Raw genomic sequence first — 17,088 nt, forward strand, 5'->3', positions numbered from 1 at the left:
GTAGGGGTTGACTTTGAATACTCTTGTCCCCTGCTTCTTAAGGGGGGCTAGGGGGGATAGATCGAGAGTTTACTTCATAAACCTGCAATCTGCTGTCTCAAGATTCACCAACCAAGGGTTCAGTTAAATCTAGAATCTTCTCAAACTGAAACTTATTCACCCAATTTCTGAGAGTTTGAAGCTCGAAAGCTTGAGATTCAGGAATCTCCTCTAGGAGTTTAAAAACTAATTCCGAATCCGCGTCAATAGCTGCTTCATATAGTTTTACTATCCATTCTTTTGACATCGCTGCTAATAAATTAGTGAAATTTAACGGTTCTCCAGTCACATTAGAAGGGGGAGAGGGTAGCTCTTCTTCCTGATAAATATAACCGACTCCCAAATGTTTAGCCATAATGTCAAAGATGGCTTCTGTGTGGAACGGTTTTCGTACAAAATCATCACAACCAGCCGATAAAATAACTGCCTTTTCTTCTTCCCACACGCTAGCAGTAATAGCAATAACAGCAGTAGCTTGACCTTTAAGGGTGCCTTTAATGCGTTTCGTGGCTTCATAACCATCCATAACGGGCATTCTCATGTCCATCCAGATCAGATGGGGTGAGTAGGAATCCCAAATTTCAAGCGCTTCAATACCGTTAGTCGCTTCTTCCACTTCAAAACCAACAGGTTTGAGGAGTTTAACTAACAGTTGCCGATTGTAATCTCGATCGTCCACCACTAGGATGCGATATTGGGGTTGGTTAGGCGCTAAGGCAACGACGCGACGACTGTGGGGTTGATTTTGAATGGCGCTGGCATCAGCGATGCCCACAGGAATGTCAAATTTAAATGTTGTGCCCGTTGTGTCTTCTAAAAATTCCTTGAGAGGCATTCCAGGAGTGAAAGCTTTACCATGACTAATGACAGTTATTTCACCTCCCATCAAGCGGACAAATTGACGGCTAATCGTCAGTCCTAATCCGGTTCCTTGCTGCACTTTTTGACCGGATGCTGTTTGCACGAAGGGTTTGAATAGACTCTCCAGTTCCTCTGCCGCAATGCCAACTCCCGTATCTTTTAATTCAAAGGTAATGGTTGTTTGTTGTTGGTTGTTGGTTGTTTTGGTTCCGGCTTCACTTTGGGCTTTTACCTGTTTATTTTTTACTTCTAAAGACACCCCTCCCGAAGAGGTAAACTTAACGGCATTACTGACAAAATTAATCAGCACTTGCCGCAACTTAACTTCATCAGCGCAGATATATTTAGGAACATCTGCAGCACATTCAAATCGTAAGTATAAGCTTAGAGCGGTGGCTTTCAACGCAAACATATCCTCGATTTCAGCTAAAAAATGATGAAGGTTTAAATTGTTTTCAGATAGCTTCATGCCTCCTGCTTCAATTTTAGAAAGGTCAAGCACCTGATTAATTAGAGATAATAAATGCTCTCCACTGCGCTGAATGATGTTGAGGTTCTCTTTTTGTTCCGTTAACAGATTGGTATCCTGATTCATCAGTTGAGAAAAACCGAGAATGGCGTTCAGGGGAGTTCGCAATTCGTGGCTCATGTTGGCAAGGAAAGTGCTTTTGGCGAGGTTGGCGGCAACTGCTGCTTCTTTCGCTTGTTCGAGTTCTGCTTCAACTTTTTTGCGCGCGCTGATATCTCGTCCTACCGCCTGGAATTCAACAATGCAACCGGAATCATCAAATATCCCTCGGTTAACCCACTGCGTCCAACGCACTTGGGAGCTAACAATCACCCGATTTTCAATTGTGAAAACGGGATTTTCTGGGCTAATGGAATTGACGACTCGGGTTACATATTCGCGGTCTTCTTCAAACACGACAGGTTCGTAGTGATGCCCGATGAGTTGTTCCCTTGTCAGTCCAAAAAATCGACAGAAGCCTTCATTAACAAAGGTAACGGTACCATCTGGCAGATACCGGGCAATCAGTTCTGTCTGGTCTTCCAGAATACCAAGGTAGCGTGCCTCACTCTGCTGCAGAGCCTCTTCTGTTTTTTTGCGCTCGCGAATTTCCTGTTCTAAACGGACATTTTCAATGACCGTAATCTGTGCTTGCTGGCGTGAGCTAATATCTTGAAAAGCTGCGATCGCATATTCTACATTACCCGTGTCATCAAAAATTGGCGTGCTAGTTACTTCTAAGGGAACGATTCGCTCACTGTAGTGCAGTTCCAAGTCATCCGCCTGAGCTTTTTCACCGCGAAGCGATCGCACCAAGGGTAGCTGTTCCACTGGATACATCTCCCCAGTGCCTGCCCGATAAACGTGATAGGTTTGTGAGAGTTGCTCAATTTCGGCTTTGGGTAAATCTTGAATATTCAGTAACTGCTGTGAAACTGGATTGGCGTAAACCAGTTGTCCTTTGGCGTCGTGAACGGATATGCCAAAAGGAATGGCATTAAGGATTTTATTCAGGCGATTTTGCGTCGATTGTACCTGAGTGTAGAGTCTGGCGTTGGTAAGGGCGATCGCCGCCTGACTTGAAAGTAATTGAATCACTTGCAGGCGATCGAGTGTAAAAACCCCATCTGCTAAATTATTTTCCAAGTAAATAATTCCAATTAATTGCCCTTGATTGAGCAGAGGGGCGCAAAGGATAGACTTGGGCTGCTGTGTTTTGATATAAGCATCTTGGGTAAATCGGCCTTCACGGGCAACATTGGTTTCAATCAGTCCTTGTTTAGTCCTCTCAACATAGTGAATAATCGACAAAGGAAGACAGGTTTCTATAGGAGTCGATTGCAACACCATCACTTGATTTGAGTTAGCCTCACCTGACGCTTCGACTCGCAGTTGTCCTTGAGACTCTAAAATTAGATAGCCAGTTTCTGCCCCGCAGCTTTCCAGCAGAATTTTCATCAAAGTCGTGAGGAGTTTATCCAACTCAATTTCACTAGCAATTGCCGCAGATGCTTTCATCAAGGCTGCCAAATCCAGGAGTTCACCTGAAGAGCTGTTAGATGTATCAGACAGAGTGTTGCGGGAATTTATGGACATATTGGCTGTCGTAAAACGCTTTAAAAGTTCTGGATACTGCCGTTTCAAATCTGTCATTTTAGCGGTGGCGCCCCAACGTAAATAGCAGTAGTAAGCATTTGTCATATAGGCTTGAGCAACTTGCTCTTTTCCCCAAGCGAGGTAGAATTTGGCAGCCAATTCATTAGCCAAAGCCTCTTCGTTGATGTAGTCATGTTCTTTGGCTAAGGCAATGGCGCGATCGTAGTAGTCGATCGCCCTAGCATTTTCACCCAAAACTCGATATCGCTCTGCCTCCACTAGATAGAATTTATGGAGATGAGTCATCGGAGCAAACTGCGCCCATTTTTGAATTTTTTTCTGGTTGGCTTTCACCTTCGGGAGGATGAGTTTTTGCTCGGATTTTGGTGCGTCAGAATAGATAGCGAGATAAAGTAAAGAATTGTAGAAATGGTAGAGAGGAAGAGTACCTACAGCGCTATCGCTATATTTTTCGGCTAATTTAGCATTTTCTATAGCTTGCTGATAGTCTTGAAAAATATAGCAGAGAAATAGCTTATAAAAATAGACCGAGCGACAAAGATTTTGAGCATTCGCCTCTCGATGCAAGGGTAACATTTTTGTTTCATCATAGCTTTCACCGATTAAACGGCATTTATCTTCAGCCTGTCCCATCAAGTTCAATAAAACCTGTCGATTGAGTTGGTTATAGTAATATGATGTTTCTTGCTTAAGTTTGCTGAGTGTATTACTGTACATTGCCATCTCTGCCTCGACAGTTGCCAATTCCTTCCCCAATACATAGGAGTGATAGCAGTATACACAAACTGAATAAGCTGCATATTCTAAGTCTCCAGTCTCTAGGGCGATCGAGTAAGCATTCTGCAAAGGGTTTAAAGTTTCCCTAAGATGCTCTTTCCAATGTTTGACAAAGTAATTAACAATAAATATGGTTCTGGCTGCGAGTTCTTTAGTATTAAACTTATCGAGTAACAAGAGAGCAAGTTGCCCAAATTTATAACCAGTCTCAATGTCTCCTACAGTTTCCCCCGACAGAATTAGTCCGTAAGTAGCATAGGCACAAGAAGACACAGAAGTATTCCCGTATTTGATGGATAAATTGACCTGTTTAAACGCCATTAGCGCTAGCAATTCAGGCGTGGCAAAATGGGCAGCAGAAACTACACTTGATAGGATACGCATTGCTGCCAACTTATAAGGGTCAGTCATCACTGGTAAGTCGATTAAGTCCTCGATTCGCTTCCCTGCTAAACTTAACTTAGTCTTCATCAGTTCAAGGAAAATATTTAATTTTGTTGGCTTCTTGGGAAAACGAATCCCCAACAGCTTTAATACTGAAAGTGCCGTCTCTATCGCTTCTAACGGTTGGTTTTGTGCTGTATAGGCTTGAATTTTGACTTCATAGACTTTCACTTTGTCCAGCAATGAAGTAGCTTGTTGAAGCACAATGTCAGCCAATTTTTCCATTTCCTCAACGTGGCCACTTAAGATAGCAGCTTCTACTATTTCCACATAAAGTGCCAGAGTTAGGTCATACTGACGAAGCCAACTATCTGCACTCAGGCAATTTATACCAATTCTTAAGTAATTCCAGGCTGGTTTCCAAGCTGCTGATGCCTTCGCTTTTTTGCCAGCAATCAGATTTAATTGAGCAAGTTTATCTCTTTCTAACTGGATGTCAATTGTTTCAATACCGAAGTTTAGTTGATTGACAATATCAAAAATCTTTTGTTGGAGTACCTGTGGTGGCGTATTTTCTAACAACAGTTGCCCCACTTTCCAGTGAACCGCTTGCTTATCGTGTGGGGGAATTAGGGAATAGGCGGCTTGCTGGATGCGATCGTGAGCAAATTTATAAGTAATTTTTAACTCCTTTGTATCTCGATTGGTTTTCAGGAATTTGTAATCATCTCCAAGGGGTAATATAAATCCTGATTGAATAGCATTCCATAATTCATCCGCCGTTTCTTTTTGAGAAGTTTCATTAATAATTGAAAGGGTGGGTAAATCAAATTGGTTGCCAATGCAAGCGGCTAATCGTAAAATCTTTTGTGCTGAGTATGATAATGTTTTAATTTTATTTGCCATGAACTCAACAACGTTATAAGTAATATTTCTAGTTATAATTTCCTCTAAATTCCAATACCAAGCGCCAGCATTAGTATCAAATTTCAACAATTGCTCTGTATCAAGTGACTTGAGAAACTCTTTAATAAAAAATGGATTTCCTTGTGTTTTTTGCAAAACCAACTCGGCTAATCTTTGCGTAGGGACGCACTCGGTTTTCAGCGTATCCGCAATGAATTCATTAACCTGGTTTAAATTTAAGGGTGAAAGGGAGAGATGATTAATTACTACTCTCTGTTTTTCCATCTCAGATAAAGTCAGCATAGTAGGATGAGTTGCACTGACTTCGTTATCTCGATAAGCTCCGATTACAAACAGATATTGAGTAGTAAAATCGGTCATTATCAACTGAATCAATTGCAGCGTAGCGCTGTCTGTCCACTGAAGGTCGTCTAGAAATAAGACGAGGGGATGTTCTTTTTGGCAAAAAACTTGAATAAAGTTTTGAAAAGCTAAATTAAACCGATTTCTTGCTTCTGTTGCAGGTAATTCGGGGACTGGATTCTGTTTGCCAATAATCAGTTCCACTTCGGGGATAACATTAATAATAATTTGTCCGTTGATTCCTAATGCACGTCGAATCTTCTCTCGCCACAGTTGTAATTGGGGTTCAGTTTCGGTGAGCAATTGTCGCACCAATTCTTGGAAGGCAGCGACTAAAGCTTGATAGGGAATATCGCGTTGCAACTGGTCAAATTTACCTGCAATAAAGTAGCCGCTTTTTTGAGTGATGAGCTTATACAGTTCCTGAACTAAAGCTGATTTCCCAATACCAGAGTATCCAGAAATTAGCATGAGTTCTGTTTGTCCTTGTACGGGCAGATTTTGTGACTGAGTTGTCGTTGGGGTGCTCGCCCCTAGTTGTTTCTCTTCTCCCGACGCTACGCGAACAAATGCACTCAATAAGGACTCAATTTGTGATTCTCTCCCGTACAGTTTTTGAGGGAGTTGCAATTGAGGAGAGATATCTTGGTATCCCAATAAAAAAGCTTGAATTTTACCCTTTCTAAATTGATCGAGACAAGTTTTTATATCTGCGTTGATTCCCCAAGCACTCTGATATCTATCTTCCGCAGTTTTTGCCATTAATTTCATGACAATTTCTGAGACAGTAAAGGGAATTTCTGGATTAATTTCATGAGGTGGAGTGGGTTGTTTGGCAAGATGGCAATGGACTAACTCAAGTGCATCGACGGATGCAAAAGGCAACTGGTTGGTTAGCAGTTCATAGAAAGTAACGCCAAGAGAATAAAAGTCGGTGCGGTAGTCTAGTGAGCGATTCATCCTGCCTGTTTGTTCGGGAGATATATAAGCCAATGTCCCTTCTAGAAGATTAGGACTTTTGAGGCTGGGATTCTCTTGGGATAGGATGGTAGATAAGCCAAAGTCAATAATTTTTAATTGTCCGGTTTGAGGATTCAAGACAATGTTAGATGGATTGATATCTTTGTGAATGACGTTTTTTTGATGAACTTTGCCTAACGCATCTGTGATTTGGATGGCTAGGTGGAGAAAATCTGGTAAAGCCAAGGGATGACCTGACTGCAAGATTTTTAAGGACTCTCCTCCAAAATCTTCCAACAACATGACTTGTGTGTTTTCGTATTTTCGCAGTTCGTAGGCTTTAATCGTTTCATCTACGTTGAGAAGGCGAGTGATTTCGTATTCCTGTTGATAGCGGTAGAGTTCTGATGGTGTGGGATAATCCTCTTTGAGGAGTTTCAAAATTAAAGGTTGCTGATTTGATTTGAGGATGCCTCGGTATACGAGGGAATTAGCACTTTCGTAAATCTGGCTGACAATTGTGATATCTGGCAGTGAAATCATGTTGGGAATTATTGCTGCCTAAAAAAAATGAGTATACAAACAAATATAACATGGGTAGGAGCGGGTGAGAGCAGCAGTAAACTCGCTCCGAATATAAATCCTTGCCTGACCCCCCTACAACTCCCAATCTTTTATTATTGCTTTTTTGCTCTGGACTTACTTACACTATATTTAGCGTACAAGTGTACTACCACTTGAAGCCTCTAGCTACTGTCCGATCGCCAAAACTCGCAACTTGAGAAACCGACAATAATTAATGATAAAATAGCTTGAAGATTCAGCTCCCCAATTGTGGTAATCTGACAACAATCCACTTTCATTCTCGATCGAGTGCGTGCAGCTAGGCGAATCGGTAAAAATTTACAAAAGTTTCTGCTTTTTACCATAGCGTTATTTTTCGCAGTATCGCTGTTAATTAAAGTTACTAAATTTCACAATTATTTCGGCATCAACCGTGCCGATACCGAAGTGAAAGTTGTTGCCCTCACCTACGATGACGGGCCCTATCCTCCCTATACAAATCAGCTTTTAGATATCTTAGACCGCTATCAAGTTAAAGCAACTTTTTTTGAAATCGGCCGCAATATTGAGAAACATCCAGAAATCGTGAAAATGATTGTCGCGAGGGGAGAGGAGTTGGCAAACCATTCCTACTCTCACAAATCGCTGTTGCCATCCAGATCGCGTCGCAATATCATCTAATTGAGGCATCAAAGTCGGAACTAAAGCTGCCCAAAACTGCATCGGTACAGTAGAGTTAGTAGCAATTTTTTTAACCAGTTCCAGCAGCAAAACGAGGTTGTTAGTGGCTTCGGGGAGGCGAGAACCGGGGAGAAGGGCGATCGTCCGAACTCCGGGTATTAACTGCAAATCTTTGCCCGTAGAATTGAGGTTGTCCATGACAGGATTGCCGACAAACAGAGCTTTCTTTAAACCCTGCCGGTTTAAGTCAGCAGCAGTCAAAGCATCTCTAGTAAAAACCACCAGACATTTCTCGGAGCAAAGCAACTGCCACAAGATTAAACCCAAATTGACTCGCCCTTCGTAATAACGAGAATGAGCCGATAGAAAAATTATATAGGGGCGGTTGCTGGCATGGGCGATCGCCGCCGCGACAATATCCCCAGTTGCCACCACCAAATCGCAGTGGGGCGAATGCCTCCAAACAACCTGCAATTGCTGCCAAGTCAAAGCAATTAGCCCTGCCCCAATATCTTTGAGGAAAAACAAGGGATTCATGTAAAAAACTCCCCCAGACGGCATTTGACTGGTGGGCCCAATAATTGGCACGGTCGATCGGCGGTAAGCAGCCCCGTCACCAACAACCGGCATCGCCGAAACATCAACATCCACGCCAGATGCTCTCAAAGCTTTGAGAATTTGACAGTTAATCGCGTCTTCCCCGTGGCCGTTGCTGAGGAAAAGTATCCCCTTCGGTTTCATATAATCAGAATACAATCAGAATCAGTGCCGAGCTTTTTTTAAAGACAGCCGTGCGATAGCTAAACTCGGGCGGGCTAACTTTTTGTTAGTCTAATTTAAATACATTGTGGAAGTGAAACAGCGTGAATATTGAAATTGGGCGGGGCAAAAGCGCTCGCAGAGCTTACGGCATAGATGAAATCGCGCTTGTACCGGGACAGCGCACCCTCGATCCGAGTTTGGCAGATACCAAGTGGCAGATTGGCGGGATCGATCGAGAAATCCCGATTATCGCCAGCGCCATGGATGGAGTAGTCGATGTCCGCATGGCCATTTTGCTGTCGGAATTAGGAGCAATGGGCGTGCTCAACCTAGAAGGAATTCAAACCCGCTATGCCGACCCGCAGCCAATATTAGAGCGAATCGCGAGTGTCGGGAACCACGAATTTGTTTCCCTGATGCAGCAACTCTATGCCGAACCCATCAAGCCAGAATTAATCGACCTGAGAATTAAAGAAATTAAAGCAGGAGGAGGGATTGCCGCCGTCAGCGGTACACCAGCCGGCGCGAGCAAATACGGCCGGGCGGTTGCTGAATCTGGAGCCGATATATTTTTTGTGCAAGCAACAGTAGTCTCGACAGCTTTCCTTTCCCCTGAAGCGATCACGCCTCTAGACTTAACTCAATTCTGTCAAGAGATGCCGATCCCAGTAATTTTGGGCAACTGCGTGACCTACGAAGTCGCCCTGAATTTAATGAAAACTGGCGCTGCAGGCATTCTCGTGGGCATTGGGCCGGGGGCTGCTTGCACATCTAGGGGCGTATTGGGTGTCGGCGTTCCCCAAGCCACAGCGGTAGCAGACTGCGCCGCCGCGCGGGACGACTACTATCGCGAAACTGGCAAATATGTGTCGGTGATTGCTGACGGCGGTTTAATTACCGGCGGCGATATCTGCAAGTGCATTGCCTGCGGTGCCGATGCAGTGATGATTGGTTCGCCCTTTGCCAGGGCAGCCGAAGCTCCCGGCCGCGGCTTTCACTGGGGGATGGCGACTCCCAGCCCGGTTTTGCCGCGAGGCACTCGCATTCGCGTGGGGACTACGGGTACTGTGGAGCAAATTTTGCGGGGACCTGCGGTGCTAGATGACGGTACGCACAACTTGCTCGGAGCTCTGAAAACTAGCATGGGCACCTTGGGCGCTAAGGACATTAAGGAGATGCAGCAAGTGGAAGTGGTAATTGCTCCTTCTCTGCTGACTGAGGGTAAAGTCTATCAAAAAGCTCAGCAGTTAGGCATGGGTAAGTAGATTTACCGATCAAATACCAGCATACCTTGACAAAATTTGTTCAAGAGTCTCGAAATTTACAGAATATTGTGGAATTATCGAGAAGGAGATGTCACAATAGAAGAAGCGGAGACGAATGTTTCCGTTCACTCCTCACACCACACTCCGCCCGGACTACTGTTCGGGCGGTTCCTTTTTTGCCGGAAATCTTGGCTCTTGCTTACTAGATACAGAACTGAGGCTTGTAGCTCCGGAGAGGGGAAGAGTGGGAGAGTGGGAGAGTGGGAGAGTCTGGGAGTGGGAGAATTTTTCTTCTACATAAGTGCATTCGGCCTTGATAAGTGCATTCGGCCTTGGGAACATAAGTGCCTTCAGAAACCTTGTGCCTTCTTCCTTCTACCGTCTTCCTTCTTCCTTCAGAAGCCTTCTCTTAAAATCGTTGACAATCAAGCATCCAGGATACAAGCCCCCGGATTCATTCCAACGCGCAAACTCAGGACCCAGAAATCAAAAATCTGTATCCGATGAAACTTGCCCCCCGAATTTGTCCGTGGGGTCAATGCTTCAATTCTTTAATCTAAAATCTAAAATCTAAAATCGATTGACGCAAGTGGTTACACTTTTTGCTAAACTTGTTATCCGAGAAATAGTATTTACAAGGATGGCTAGGGATGTCAGCAGCCGCGCAAGTAACCGACTCTACCTTTAAGCAGGAAGTGCTCGATAGCGAAGTTCCAGTTCTAGTGGATTTTTGGGCTCCCTGGTGCGGGCCCTGTCGGATGGTGGCGCCCGTCGTAGACGAAATTGCCCAGCAATATGAAGGGCAGGTCAAGGTAGTAAAAGTTAATACCGACGAGAATCCTAACGTGGCCAGCCAATACGGTATCCGCAGCATTCCGACGCTGATGATATTTAAGGGCGGTCAACGTGTGGATATGGTCGTTGGGGCAGTTCCGAAAACTACTCTGGCCAACACTCTGGAAAAGTACATTTAACTGAACTACGAGCGGTTTCGCGCTGTTCTTTTTGGGCCGCGACAGCTAACTCGCTTCAGAACCGGGGCAAAGCTACTGGAAAAGTTATTAGTGGCCAGCAGGGTAATTTGCTGGTGGCTATTGGCTTCTAACTTTGGCTTGCCCCTTAATTTTTATTAGCGACAATTTGTTATCGTTTCGGAAAAATTCATGATTCGTTCTGGGTCTGGTCAAGGTTTTGAGTCCCTCCAAGCTGAAGTGATGGATTTGCTCGATCGCTTCCCAATGTTAAAGCACTCTGAGTGGATCGAACGATCGCTCTCTACAATAGTGCAAATGGCCGGAGAGGATCTCGATCGCCTAGACTGGAAGATTCTGGCTGCGTCGCTCCGAGATATGGAGAGCGCTTTTGAGATGTTTTATCCTTACCGACACGTTCGCAAAATTGTGATTTTTGGTTCGGCGAGGGTGTCACCGCAATCGGCAGAATATTTGATGGCCAGAGATTTTGCCAGGGCGATCGCCCAGCAGGGGTTTATGGTGATTACTGGCGGCGGTGGGGGAATTATGCAGGCGGGGAACGAGGGGGCGACTGCTGAACGTTCTTTTGGGCTGAACATTCAGTTGCCTTTTGAGCAGAGTTCTAATCCTTTCATTGCCGGCGATCCCAAATTGCTCAATTTTAAATATTTTTTCACTCGTAAGTTATTTTTTCTCCGGGAGAGCGATGCTTTAGCTCTGTTTCCGGGTGGTTTTGGCACTCTGGACGAGGCTTTTGAGTGTCTGACTTTGACTCAAACTGGCAAGTTCGGGCCGGCTCCTTTGGTATTGATCGATCGACCCGGAGGAGATTATTGGCACGATTGGAATTATTTTGTGCAAAAACAATTGCGGGGCCGGGGTTTGATTTCAGCCGACGATCGCAGCCTGTATACGATTACTGACGATATAAATGTTGCTTGCGAGGCGATCGGTAGTTTTTATCTGGTTTATCACTCCTGCCGTTACGTACGCGAAAAATTGGTAATTCGCTTGAAAACAGAGCTTTCTGAGGAGAAGGTCGATCGGCTAAATGCTGATTTTAGCGATATTGTTGTCACCGGAAAAATTGAAAAAAGTCAAGCTTTGGAACCGGAAATAGGAGATGAAACTTTCGATATGCCGCGCCTGACTTTGCATTTCAACCAGCGGGATTTTGGGCGGCTTTATCAGCTAATTGCGGCTATTAATCAAATGGGTGCAGCTTCGCCGACGGCGGCCCATCCAGAACAAAAGTAGTCATTAGTGATTAGTGATTAGTGATTAGTGATTAGTGATTAGTGATTAGTCATTAGTGATTAGTCATTAGTCATTAGTGATTAGTCATTAGTCATTAGTGATTAGTCATTAGTCATTAGTGATTAGTGATTAGTCATTAGTCATTAGTCTGTAGGGGTGGGTTTCACGAGAAATATTTCTAACTTACTCAGGGGATAAATAAACCCGCCCCTCTGAGGGAGATAAATTAGACCGACAATCTTTTGACAAAATTGATAGGCTGCATTTATGATAATCAACACTAATAAATTATCAATCAGCAGTAAAAAAACTAATAACTAATGACTGCTGACTACTGACTCCAGATGCTAGACCTGCTGCTAATTGCAATTTTGGGATTTCTCGGCAGTTTCGGTCACTGCGCTGGGATGTGCGGCCCGCTGACAATGGCGTTTTCTCTTTCTAATTCCCGCAACGATAAATTAGCTGCTTTCCGCTTTCATTTGCTGCTAAATTTGGGGAGAATTGCTGCTTACGCTTTGGTTGGTGCTGCAATTGGCGGACTGGGTTCGGTGTTAATTGCTGGCGGACTTTTGGCAGGTACGGGTAGCGAATGGCGGCGGGCGATCGCACTTCTCACGGGCACGATGCTGATTTGGTTCGGAGTAGTGCAAATTAAACCGAACTTGCTGCCGGGATTGCCGCTGCTGCACCCAATGTCGCACGATCGAGTCGGACAAGCAATGAACAAGCTTTCGGCGCAAAAAAACTGGTGGGTGCCGGTTGCTTTGGGTTTGCTTTGGGGTTTGATTCCCTGCGGTTTCCTCTACGCGGCGCAGATTAAGGCGGCGGAAACGGGAAACCCGGTTTTGGGTGCGGCGACGATGCTGGCTTTTGGACTCGGCACACTGCCAACTATGCTGGGTGTGGGTTTTTTTGCTGGCAGATTGAGCGCGGACAAGCGCAGTCAACTGTTCCGTGCGGGTGGTTGGGTGACGGTGGCGATCGGGATTCTTACCTTGTTGCGAACCGATGAAATGGTTGATTTTACTGGCCACGCAGCGCTGCTGTGCTTGATGCTAGCACTGTTGGCGCGTCCGGTTAGCAAGTTTTTGCCGCAACTGCTGCGCTACCGCCGCGCTTTGGGTGTGGGCGCGTTTGTCCTAGCAGTCGCCCACACGTTTCATATGCTGGATCATACGCTGAAATGGAATTTTGACGCGCTATCTTTTATGTTGCCGCAGCATCAGTTGGGAATGGCGGCTGGGATGCTGTCGCTGCTGTTGATGTTGCCGGCGGCGGTTACAAGTTGCGATCGCATTCAAAATTATTTAGGCCAACTGTGGCGAATGCTTCACCTATTAAGCGTTCCAGCTTTCTTGCTGTGCGCTGTACACGCGGCACTCATCGGTTCCCACTATCTCGGCGGTTTTGAATGGAAGTTGCACAATCAACTGCTGACAGCGGTGTTAGCGGTGGTTGTGGTATTAGTTGTGTTTGTGCGATCGCGCTTTTTTTGGTCACTTTTATCACTAGAAAATTTCTATGTTTCCCCTGTCAAACAAAAGTAAAAGTTTAGGATTGTTAGTATTTTTGGGAGTGCTAATTGAAGCAACAATTCCCAGTGCGTCGCAGTTAAACTCGATTTCAGTTTTGGCGCACGAAGTCGAAGTATCGGGAGATGTAGCCGCTACCTTTCACCTGGAACCCAACCACAACCCCCGCGCCGGACAGCCTGCGAGAGTGTGGTTTGCCCTAACTCGCAGGGGCGGTCAAATTATCCCGCTAGAGCAGTGTAATTGCAAATTGGCTGTTTATCCTAAAAATCATAAAGAGGGGGATAAGCCGCTGATGCAGCCGCCTTTAACCGCCATATCTGCCGAGAAATATCAAGGGATTCCGGGAGCTGATATCGTGTTTCCCAAGGCTGGAATTTATGAACTAGAATTGAGCGGGACAGCCAAAAATAAAGCTAATTTTAAACCCTTTAAACTGACTTATACAGTCACGGTTCGCTAAGATAATCTTTCCCTCACCGAACATAAATCTTGTAGGGCGGGTTCACCAACAATAAATGCCTCAAACCCACAATCTGATAAACCCGCCCCCACCCGACGGCAAATCATAATCTACCTATTTTAACATACAAAAAAATACAACCGAAATCTGTATAAAACCTTAAAAGTTGCCCACTCTACAAAATGTCACAAATTTTTACATTACATTATAACCAGTGTCAATTCTAGAACTCGTGCAAGCTAACCTCTCTTGAACTGACTAAAGGACATAACGATGGATATCTTATCTAACACCGTGGCGCTATCACGGATGCAATTTGCGCTAACCGCCATATTCCATATGCTGTGGCCAGTTCTGACTACGGGAATGGGAATTTATCTGGTAATTGTTGAAGGAATGTGGCTGAAAACTCGCAATCCCGACTACTACCATCACGCTCGTTTTTGGTCTAAACTCTACGTCCTCAACTTCGGTATTGGAGTAGCTTCAGGAATTCCGATGGAATTTCAGTTTGGCACAAACTGGGCACCATTTTCTGAAGCTGTTGGTGACTTTTTTGGCAGCATTTTGGGATTTGAAGCTTCAATGGCATTTATGCTAGAAGCCGGCTTTTTAGGCATTATGCTGTTTGGTTGGGAGCGCGTTCACCCGATCGTCCATTATTTCGCTACAATCATGGTAGCCTTCGGCGCTAACCTATCCACAGTCTGGATTTTAGTCGCTAACTCTTGGCTGCAAACTCCTGCGGGTGGAGAAATGGTCAATGGCAAGTTTATTGTCAGCGATTACTTTCAAGCAATTATGAACCCGTTCGCATTAAACAGCATTCTCCATATGTTTTTTGCGACGTTAGAAACTTCGCTGTTTGTCATTGGCGGAATTAGCGCTTGGTATATTCTTAATAAGCGCAACCAAGCGTTTTTTTCCAAGTCTTTAAAAATTGCCATAGCGACAGCAATCGCCGTTGCACCTTTGCAGATATACATCGGACATTTGAGCGCCGAACAGGTTTATCACTACCAACCCACTAAATTAGCAGCAATCGAAGCTAAGTGGGAAACTTCACCAGCGGGAGAGTCAGCCGATTGGACTTTGCTAGCTTTGCCTAATGAAAAAGCCCAAAAAAATGACTGGGAAATTAGCGTACCCAATGGCTTAGGATACGTTTTGGAATTCAAACAAAAACTCTCCGAACCCGTACTCGGATTGAAGGAATGGAAGCCAGAAGATAGACCGCGAATGGTGGGTTTAATCTACTATTGTTTCCGCATCATGTCCGGCATTGGATTCTTCTTTTTAGGACTGATGCTGTTCAGTATAATTCAGTGGATGCGAGGCAAACTTTCTGCTGAAAATATTAGCAGTCAACCTTGGCTAATGCGCGCTTGGGTATTAGCTGCTCCCCTGGGATATATTGCTGTAGAATCGGGTTGGATTGTCCGCTGTGTCGGCAGACAACCTTGGGCTTTATATGGGCAAATTCGCACTGCTGACGCGGTGTCAAACATCCCCGCCAGCAATGTTTTAACTTCTCTCAGTTTCTTTGCCGTTGTTTACAGCTTTTTGTTTGTTTGTGCCTTGTATTTTGGCAGCCGAATTATCCGCCAAGGCCCTAATTTAAGTCTGCCTGTGCCAGGTTTAGACAATGAACCTGCAATCGAAAGTCAACCTGCAGAACACATTCCCGATCAACGTCCCGTAGAAGCACAACAATAGGAGATTTTATGCAAGCTTTGGAGCATTTTCTCCCACAAGTTTGGTTTGTAGTTTTGGCTTTGTTCCTATTGCTTTACGTCATGCTAGATGGTTTTGACTTAGGAGTAGGCATCCTGTCTTTGACTGCTTCCGACGAGGAACGCAGGGGCATTTTAATGACGAGTTTGGGCAACGTTTGGGACGCGAACGAAACGTGGCTGGTGTTGATGGGTGGCGCTTTATTTGGCGCATTTCCCCTCGCTTACGGCACGATTTTGACAGCGCTATATATACCAATTTGCATGATGCTTTTTGGTTTGATATTTCGCGCTGTAGCCTTTGAATTTCGCGAGCATTCTAATCGCAAATTATTCTGGAATTATGCCTTTGGTGCTGGCAGTTTTTTAGCAGCTTTAGCTCAAGGATTTGCCCTCGGTGCCGTACTTGAAGGCATTGCGGTTGATGAAGCCGGTCACTTTGTGGGTTCTACTTGGGATTGGCTGGATTGGCGATCGATCTTGGTTGCTTTGACGCTGATTCAAGGCTATGTTTTGATCGGTTCAACCTATCTAATTATGAAAACGGAGGGGGAACTGCAAACAAATCACTATCGCACGGCTAAAATTGCGGCGGTGACGACTTTAATCGGAGCAGTTTTAATTACGATCGCCACTCCGATTTTTTACGAAAGTGCTAGATCCAGGTTGTTCGATAAACCGCTAGTTTATGTGTTTGCCACGATTCCTTTGTTGGGAGTGCTGTTGGTGGGGCTGCTGCTGAAAAGTCTCGCAAACAAAGAAGAACGCACGCCGTTTGTCTGGACGATTCTGATTTTTTTGCTTACTTTCATCGGCTTGGGATTGATTGTTTTTCCCTACATTATTCCCTCACAAATCACGATTTACCAAGCCGCAGCTTCGCCCAGCGCCCTGGTATTTATGATTGTGTTTATGGGCATTCTGCTCCCGATTATGATTTTTTACAACATCTACAATTATGTTGTGTTTCGGGGTAAGGTTGTCGGCGGCCACTACGGGGAATAAAACATAATACAACCGCAGATCCAGGCAAATATACGCAGATAGTATCAAGTTTATATGCTGGTTTATCTGCGTATATTTGCGGTTAAAAATTACAAATAATTGTTTTATGATACCATCACAACTTACGAAACTATACTATACATACCATAGCGCCAATAGTGCAGAATAGGGAAAGGAACTGGTTGAGAATTAGCGAGATCGCACCTCATGGGATTTGAAATTTGCAATCTGAGATTTGATATTTGAGATGGCTTCCACTGATGAGTCCGAGGGATTTTGATCAGGATGCGGAGCTTTTTTCACAGGTACACGGATGAGTCCGGGGGCTTGTCACCAAATTGCTTGATTGTCAAATAATAGTTGATAAACATAGGGAAAACATTACAGTTAATTCTGTACCTAGCGAGGGTGCAGAGTTTGCGATCGCTATCTTT

9 protein-coding genes and 1 pseudogene are annotated in these 17,088 nt (G+C 44.7%); 8 read left to right on the top strand and 2 right to left on the bottom strand.

All coding sequences use genetic code 11. The features are described from left to right. Positions 1-97: 97 nt before the first annotated feature. A complete protein-coding gene (locus tag QUA36_RS19950) occupies positions 98-6,958 on the bottom strand; it encodes an AAA family ATPase (protein ID WP_333458832.1) in 6,861 nt (2,286 codons plus the stop codon). Between the two features lie 468 nt (positions 6,959-7,426). Here QUA36_RS19950 and QUA36_RS19955 point away from each other — a divergent pair, with 468 nt between their 5' ends. Further along, positions 7,427-7,660: a polysaccharide deacetylase family protein gene (locus tag QUA36_RS19955; protein ID WP_333458838.1), complete on the top strand. Its 234-nt coding sequence runs from the start codon at positions 7,427-7,429 to the stop codon at positions 7,658-7,660. 24 nt (positions 7,661-7,684) lie between these two features. Here the strand turns inward: QUA36_RS19955 and QUA36_RS19960 are convergent. Further along, positions 7,685-8,401: pseudogene (locus tag QUA36_RS19960) on the bottom strand (lipid-A-disaccharide synthase-related protein); the annotation flags it as partial. A 122-nt stretch (positions 8,402-8,523) separates the two neighbouring features. On the opposite strand from QUA36_RS19960, the gene QUA36_RS19965 reads away from it, so the two are divergent. From QUA36_RS19965 to cydB, 7 genes are all read left to right on the top strand, one after another. Further along, positions 8,524-9,687 (top strand): GuaB3 family IMP dehydrogenase-related protein, encoded by a 1,164-nt coding sequence (locus tag QUA36_RS19965; protein ID WP_333228620.1) that lies wholly within the window; start codon positions 8,524-8,526, stop codon positions 9,685-9,687. A 650-nt stretch (positions 9,688-10,337) separates the two neighbouring features. After that, positions 10,338-10,661, top strand: a complete 324-nt coding sequence (trxA, locus tag QUA36_RS19970; protein ID WP_006631199.1) for a thioredoxin — start codon at positions 10,338-10,340, stop codon at positions 10,659-10,661. A gap of 189 nt (positions 10,662-10,850) precedes the next feature. Further along, positions 10,851-11,918 (top strand): LOG family protein, encoded by a 1,068-nt coding sequence (locus tag QUA36_RS19975; protein WP_333451710.1) that lies wholly within the window; start codon positions 10,851-10,853, stop codon positions 11,916-11,918. A 344-nt stretch (positions 11,919-12,262) separates the two neighbouring features. Further along, complete coding sequence (locus tag QUA36_RS19980; protein WP_333458833.1) at positions 12,263-13,468, top strand: urease accessory protein UreH domain-containing protein; 1,206 nt, start codon at positions 12,263-12,265, stop codon at positions 13,466-13,468. Next, positions 13,443-13,916 (top strand): hypothetical protein, encoded by a 474-nt coding sequence (locus QUA36_RS19985; RefSeq protein WP_333158660.1) that lies wholly within the window; start codon positions 13,443-13,445, stop codon positions 13,914-13,916. Before QUA36_RS19980 ends, QUA36_RS19985 begins: the two co-directional genes overlap by 26 nt. Before the next feature lie 273 nt (positions 13,917-14,189). After that, on the top strand, positions 14,190-15,632 hold the full coding sequence (locus tag QUA36_RS19990) for a cytochrome ubiquinol oxidase subunit I (protein WP_333158658.1): 1,443 nt from the start codon (positions 14,190-14,192) through the stop codon (positions 15,630-15,632). 8 nt (positions 15,633-15,640) lie between these two features. Beyond that, positions 15,641-16,654, top strand: a complete 1,014-nt coding sequence (gene cydB / locus QUA36_RS19995; protein WP_333458834.1) for a cytochrome d ubiquinol oxidase subunit II — start codon at positions 15,641-15,643, stop codon at positions 16,652-16,654. Positions 16,655-17,088 lie beyond the last annotated feature (434 nt).

Origin of the sequence: Microcoleus sp. Pol10D4 (assembly GCF_036701555.1) — a bacterium.
In the GTDB taxonomy this organism is placed as follows: domain Bacteria; phylum Cyanobacteriota; class Cyanobacteriia; order Cyanobacteriales; family Microcoleaceae; genus Microcoleus.

What these genes read in the sequence shown, in the direction of transcription:
- QUA36_RS19950 (WP_333458832.1), bottom strand. Translation starts at nt 6,958, where the DNA reads ATGATTTCACTGCCAGATATCACAATTGTCAGCCAGATTTACGAAAGT.
- trxA (WP_006631199.1), top strand. Translation starts at nt 10,338, where the DNA reads ATGTCAGCAGCCGCGCAAGTAACCGACTCTACCTTTAAGCAGGAAGTG.
- QUA36_RS19975 (WP_333451710.1), top strand. Translation starts at nt 10,851, where the DNA reads ATGATTCGTTCTGGGTCTGGTCAAGGTTTTGAGTCCCTCCAAGCTGAA.
- QUA36_RS19980 (WP_333458833.1), top strand. Translation starts at nt 12,263, where the DNA reads ATGCTAGACCTGCTGCTAATTGCAATTTTGGGATTTCTCGGCAGTTTC.
- QUA36_RS19985 (WP_333158660.1), top strand. Translation starts at nt 13,443, where the DNA reads ATGTTTCCCCTGTCAAACAAAAGTAAAAGTTTAGGATTGTTAGTATTT.
- QUA36_RS19990 (WP_333158658.1), top strand. Translation starts at nt 14,190, where the DNA reads ATGGATATCTTATCTAACACCGTGGCGCTATCACGGATGCAATTTGCG.
- cydB (WP_333458834.1), top strand. Translation starts at nt 15,641, where the DNA reads ATGCAAGCTTTGGAGCATTTTCTCCCACAAGTTTGGTTTGTAGTTTTG.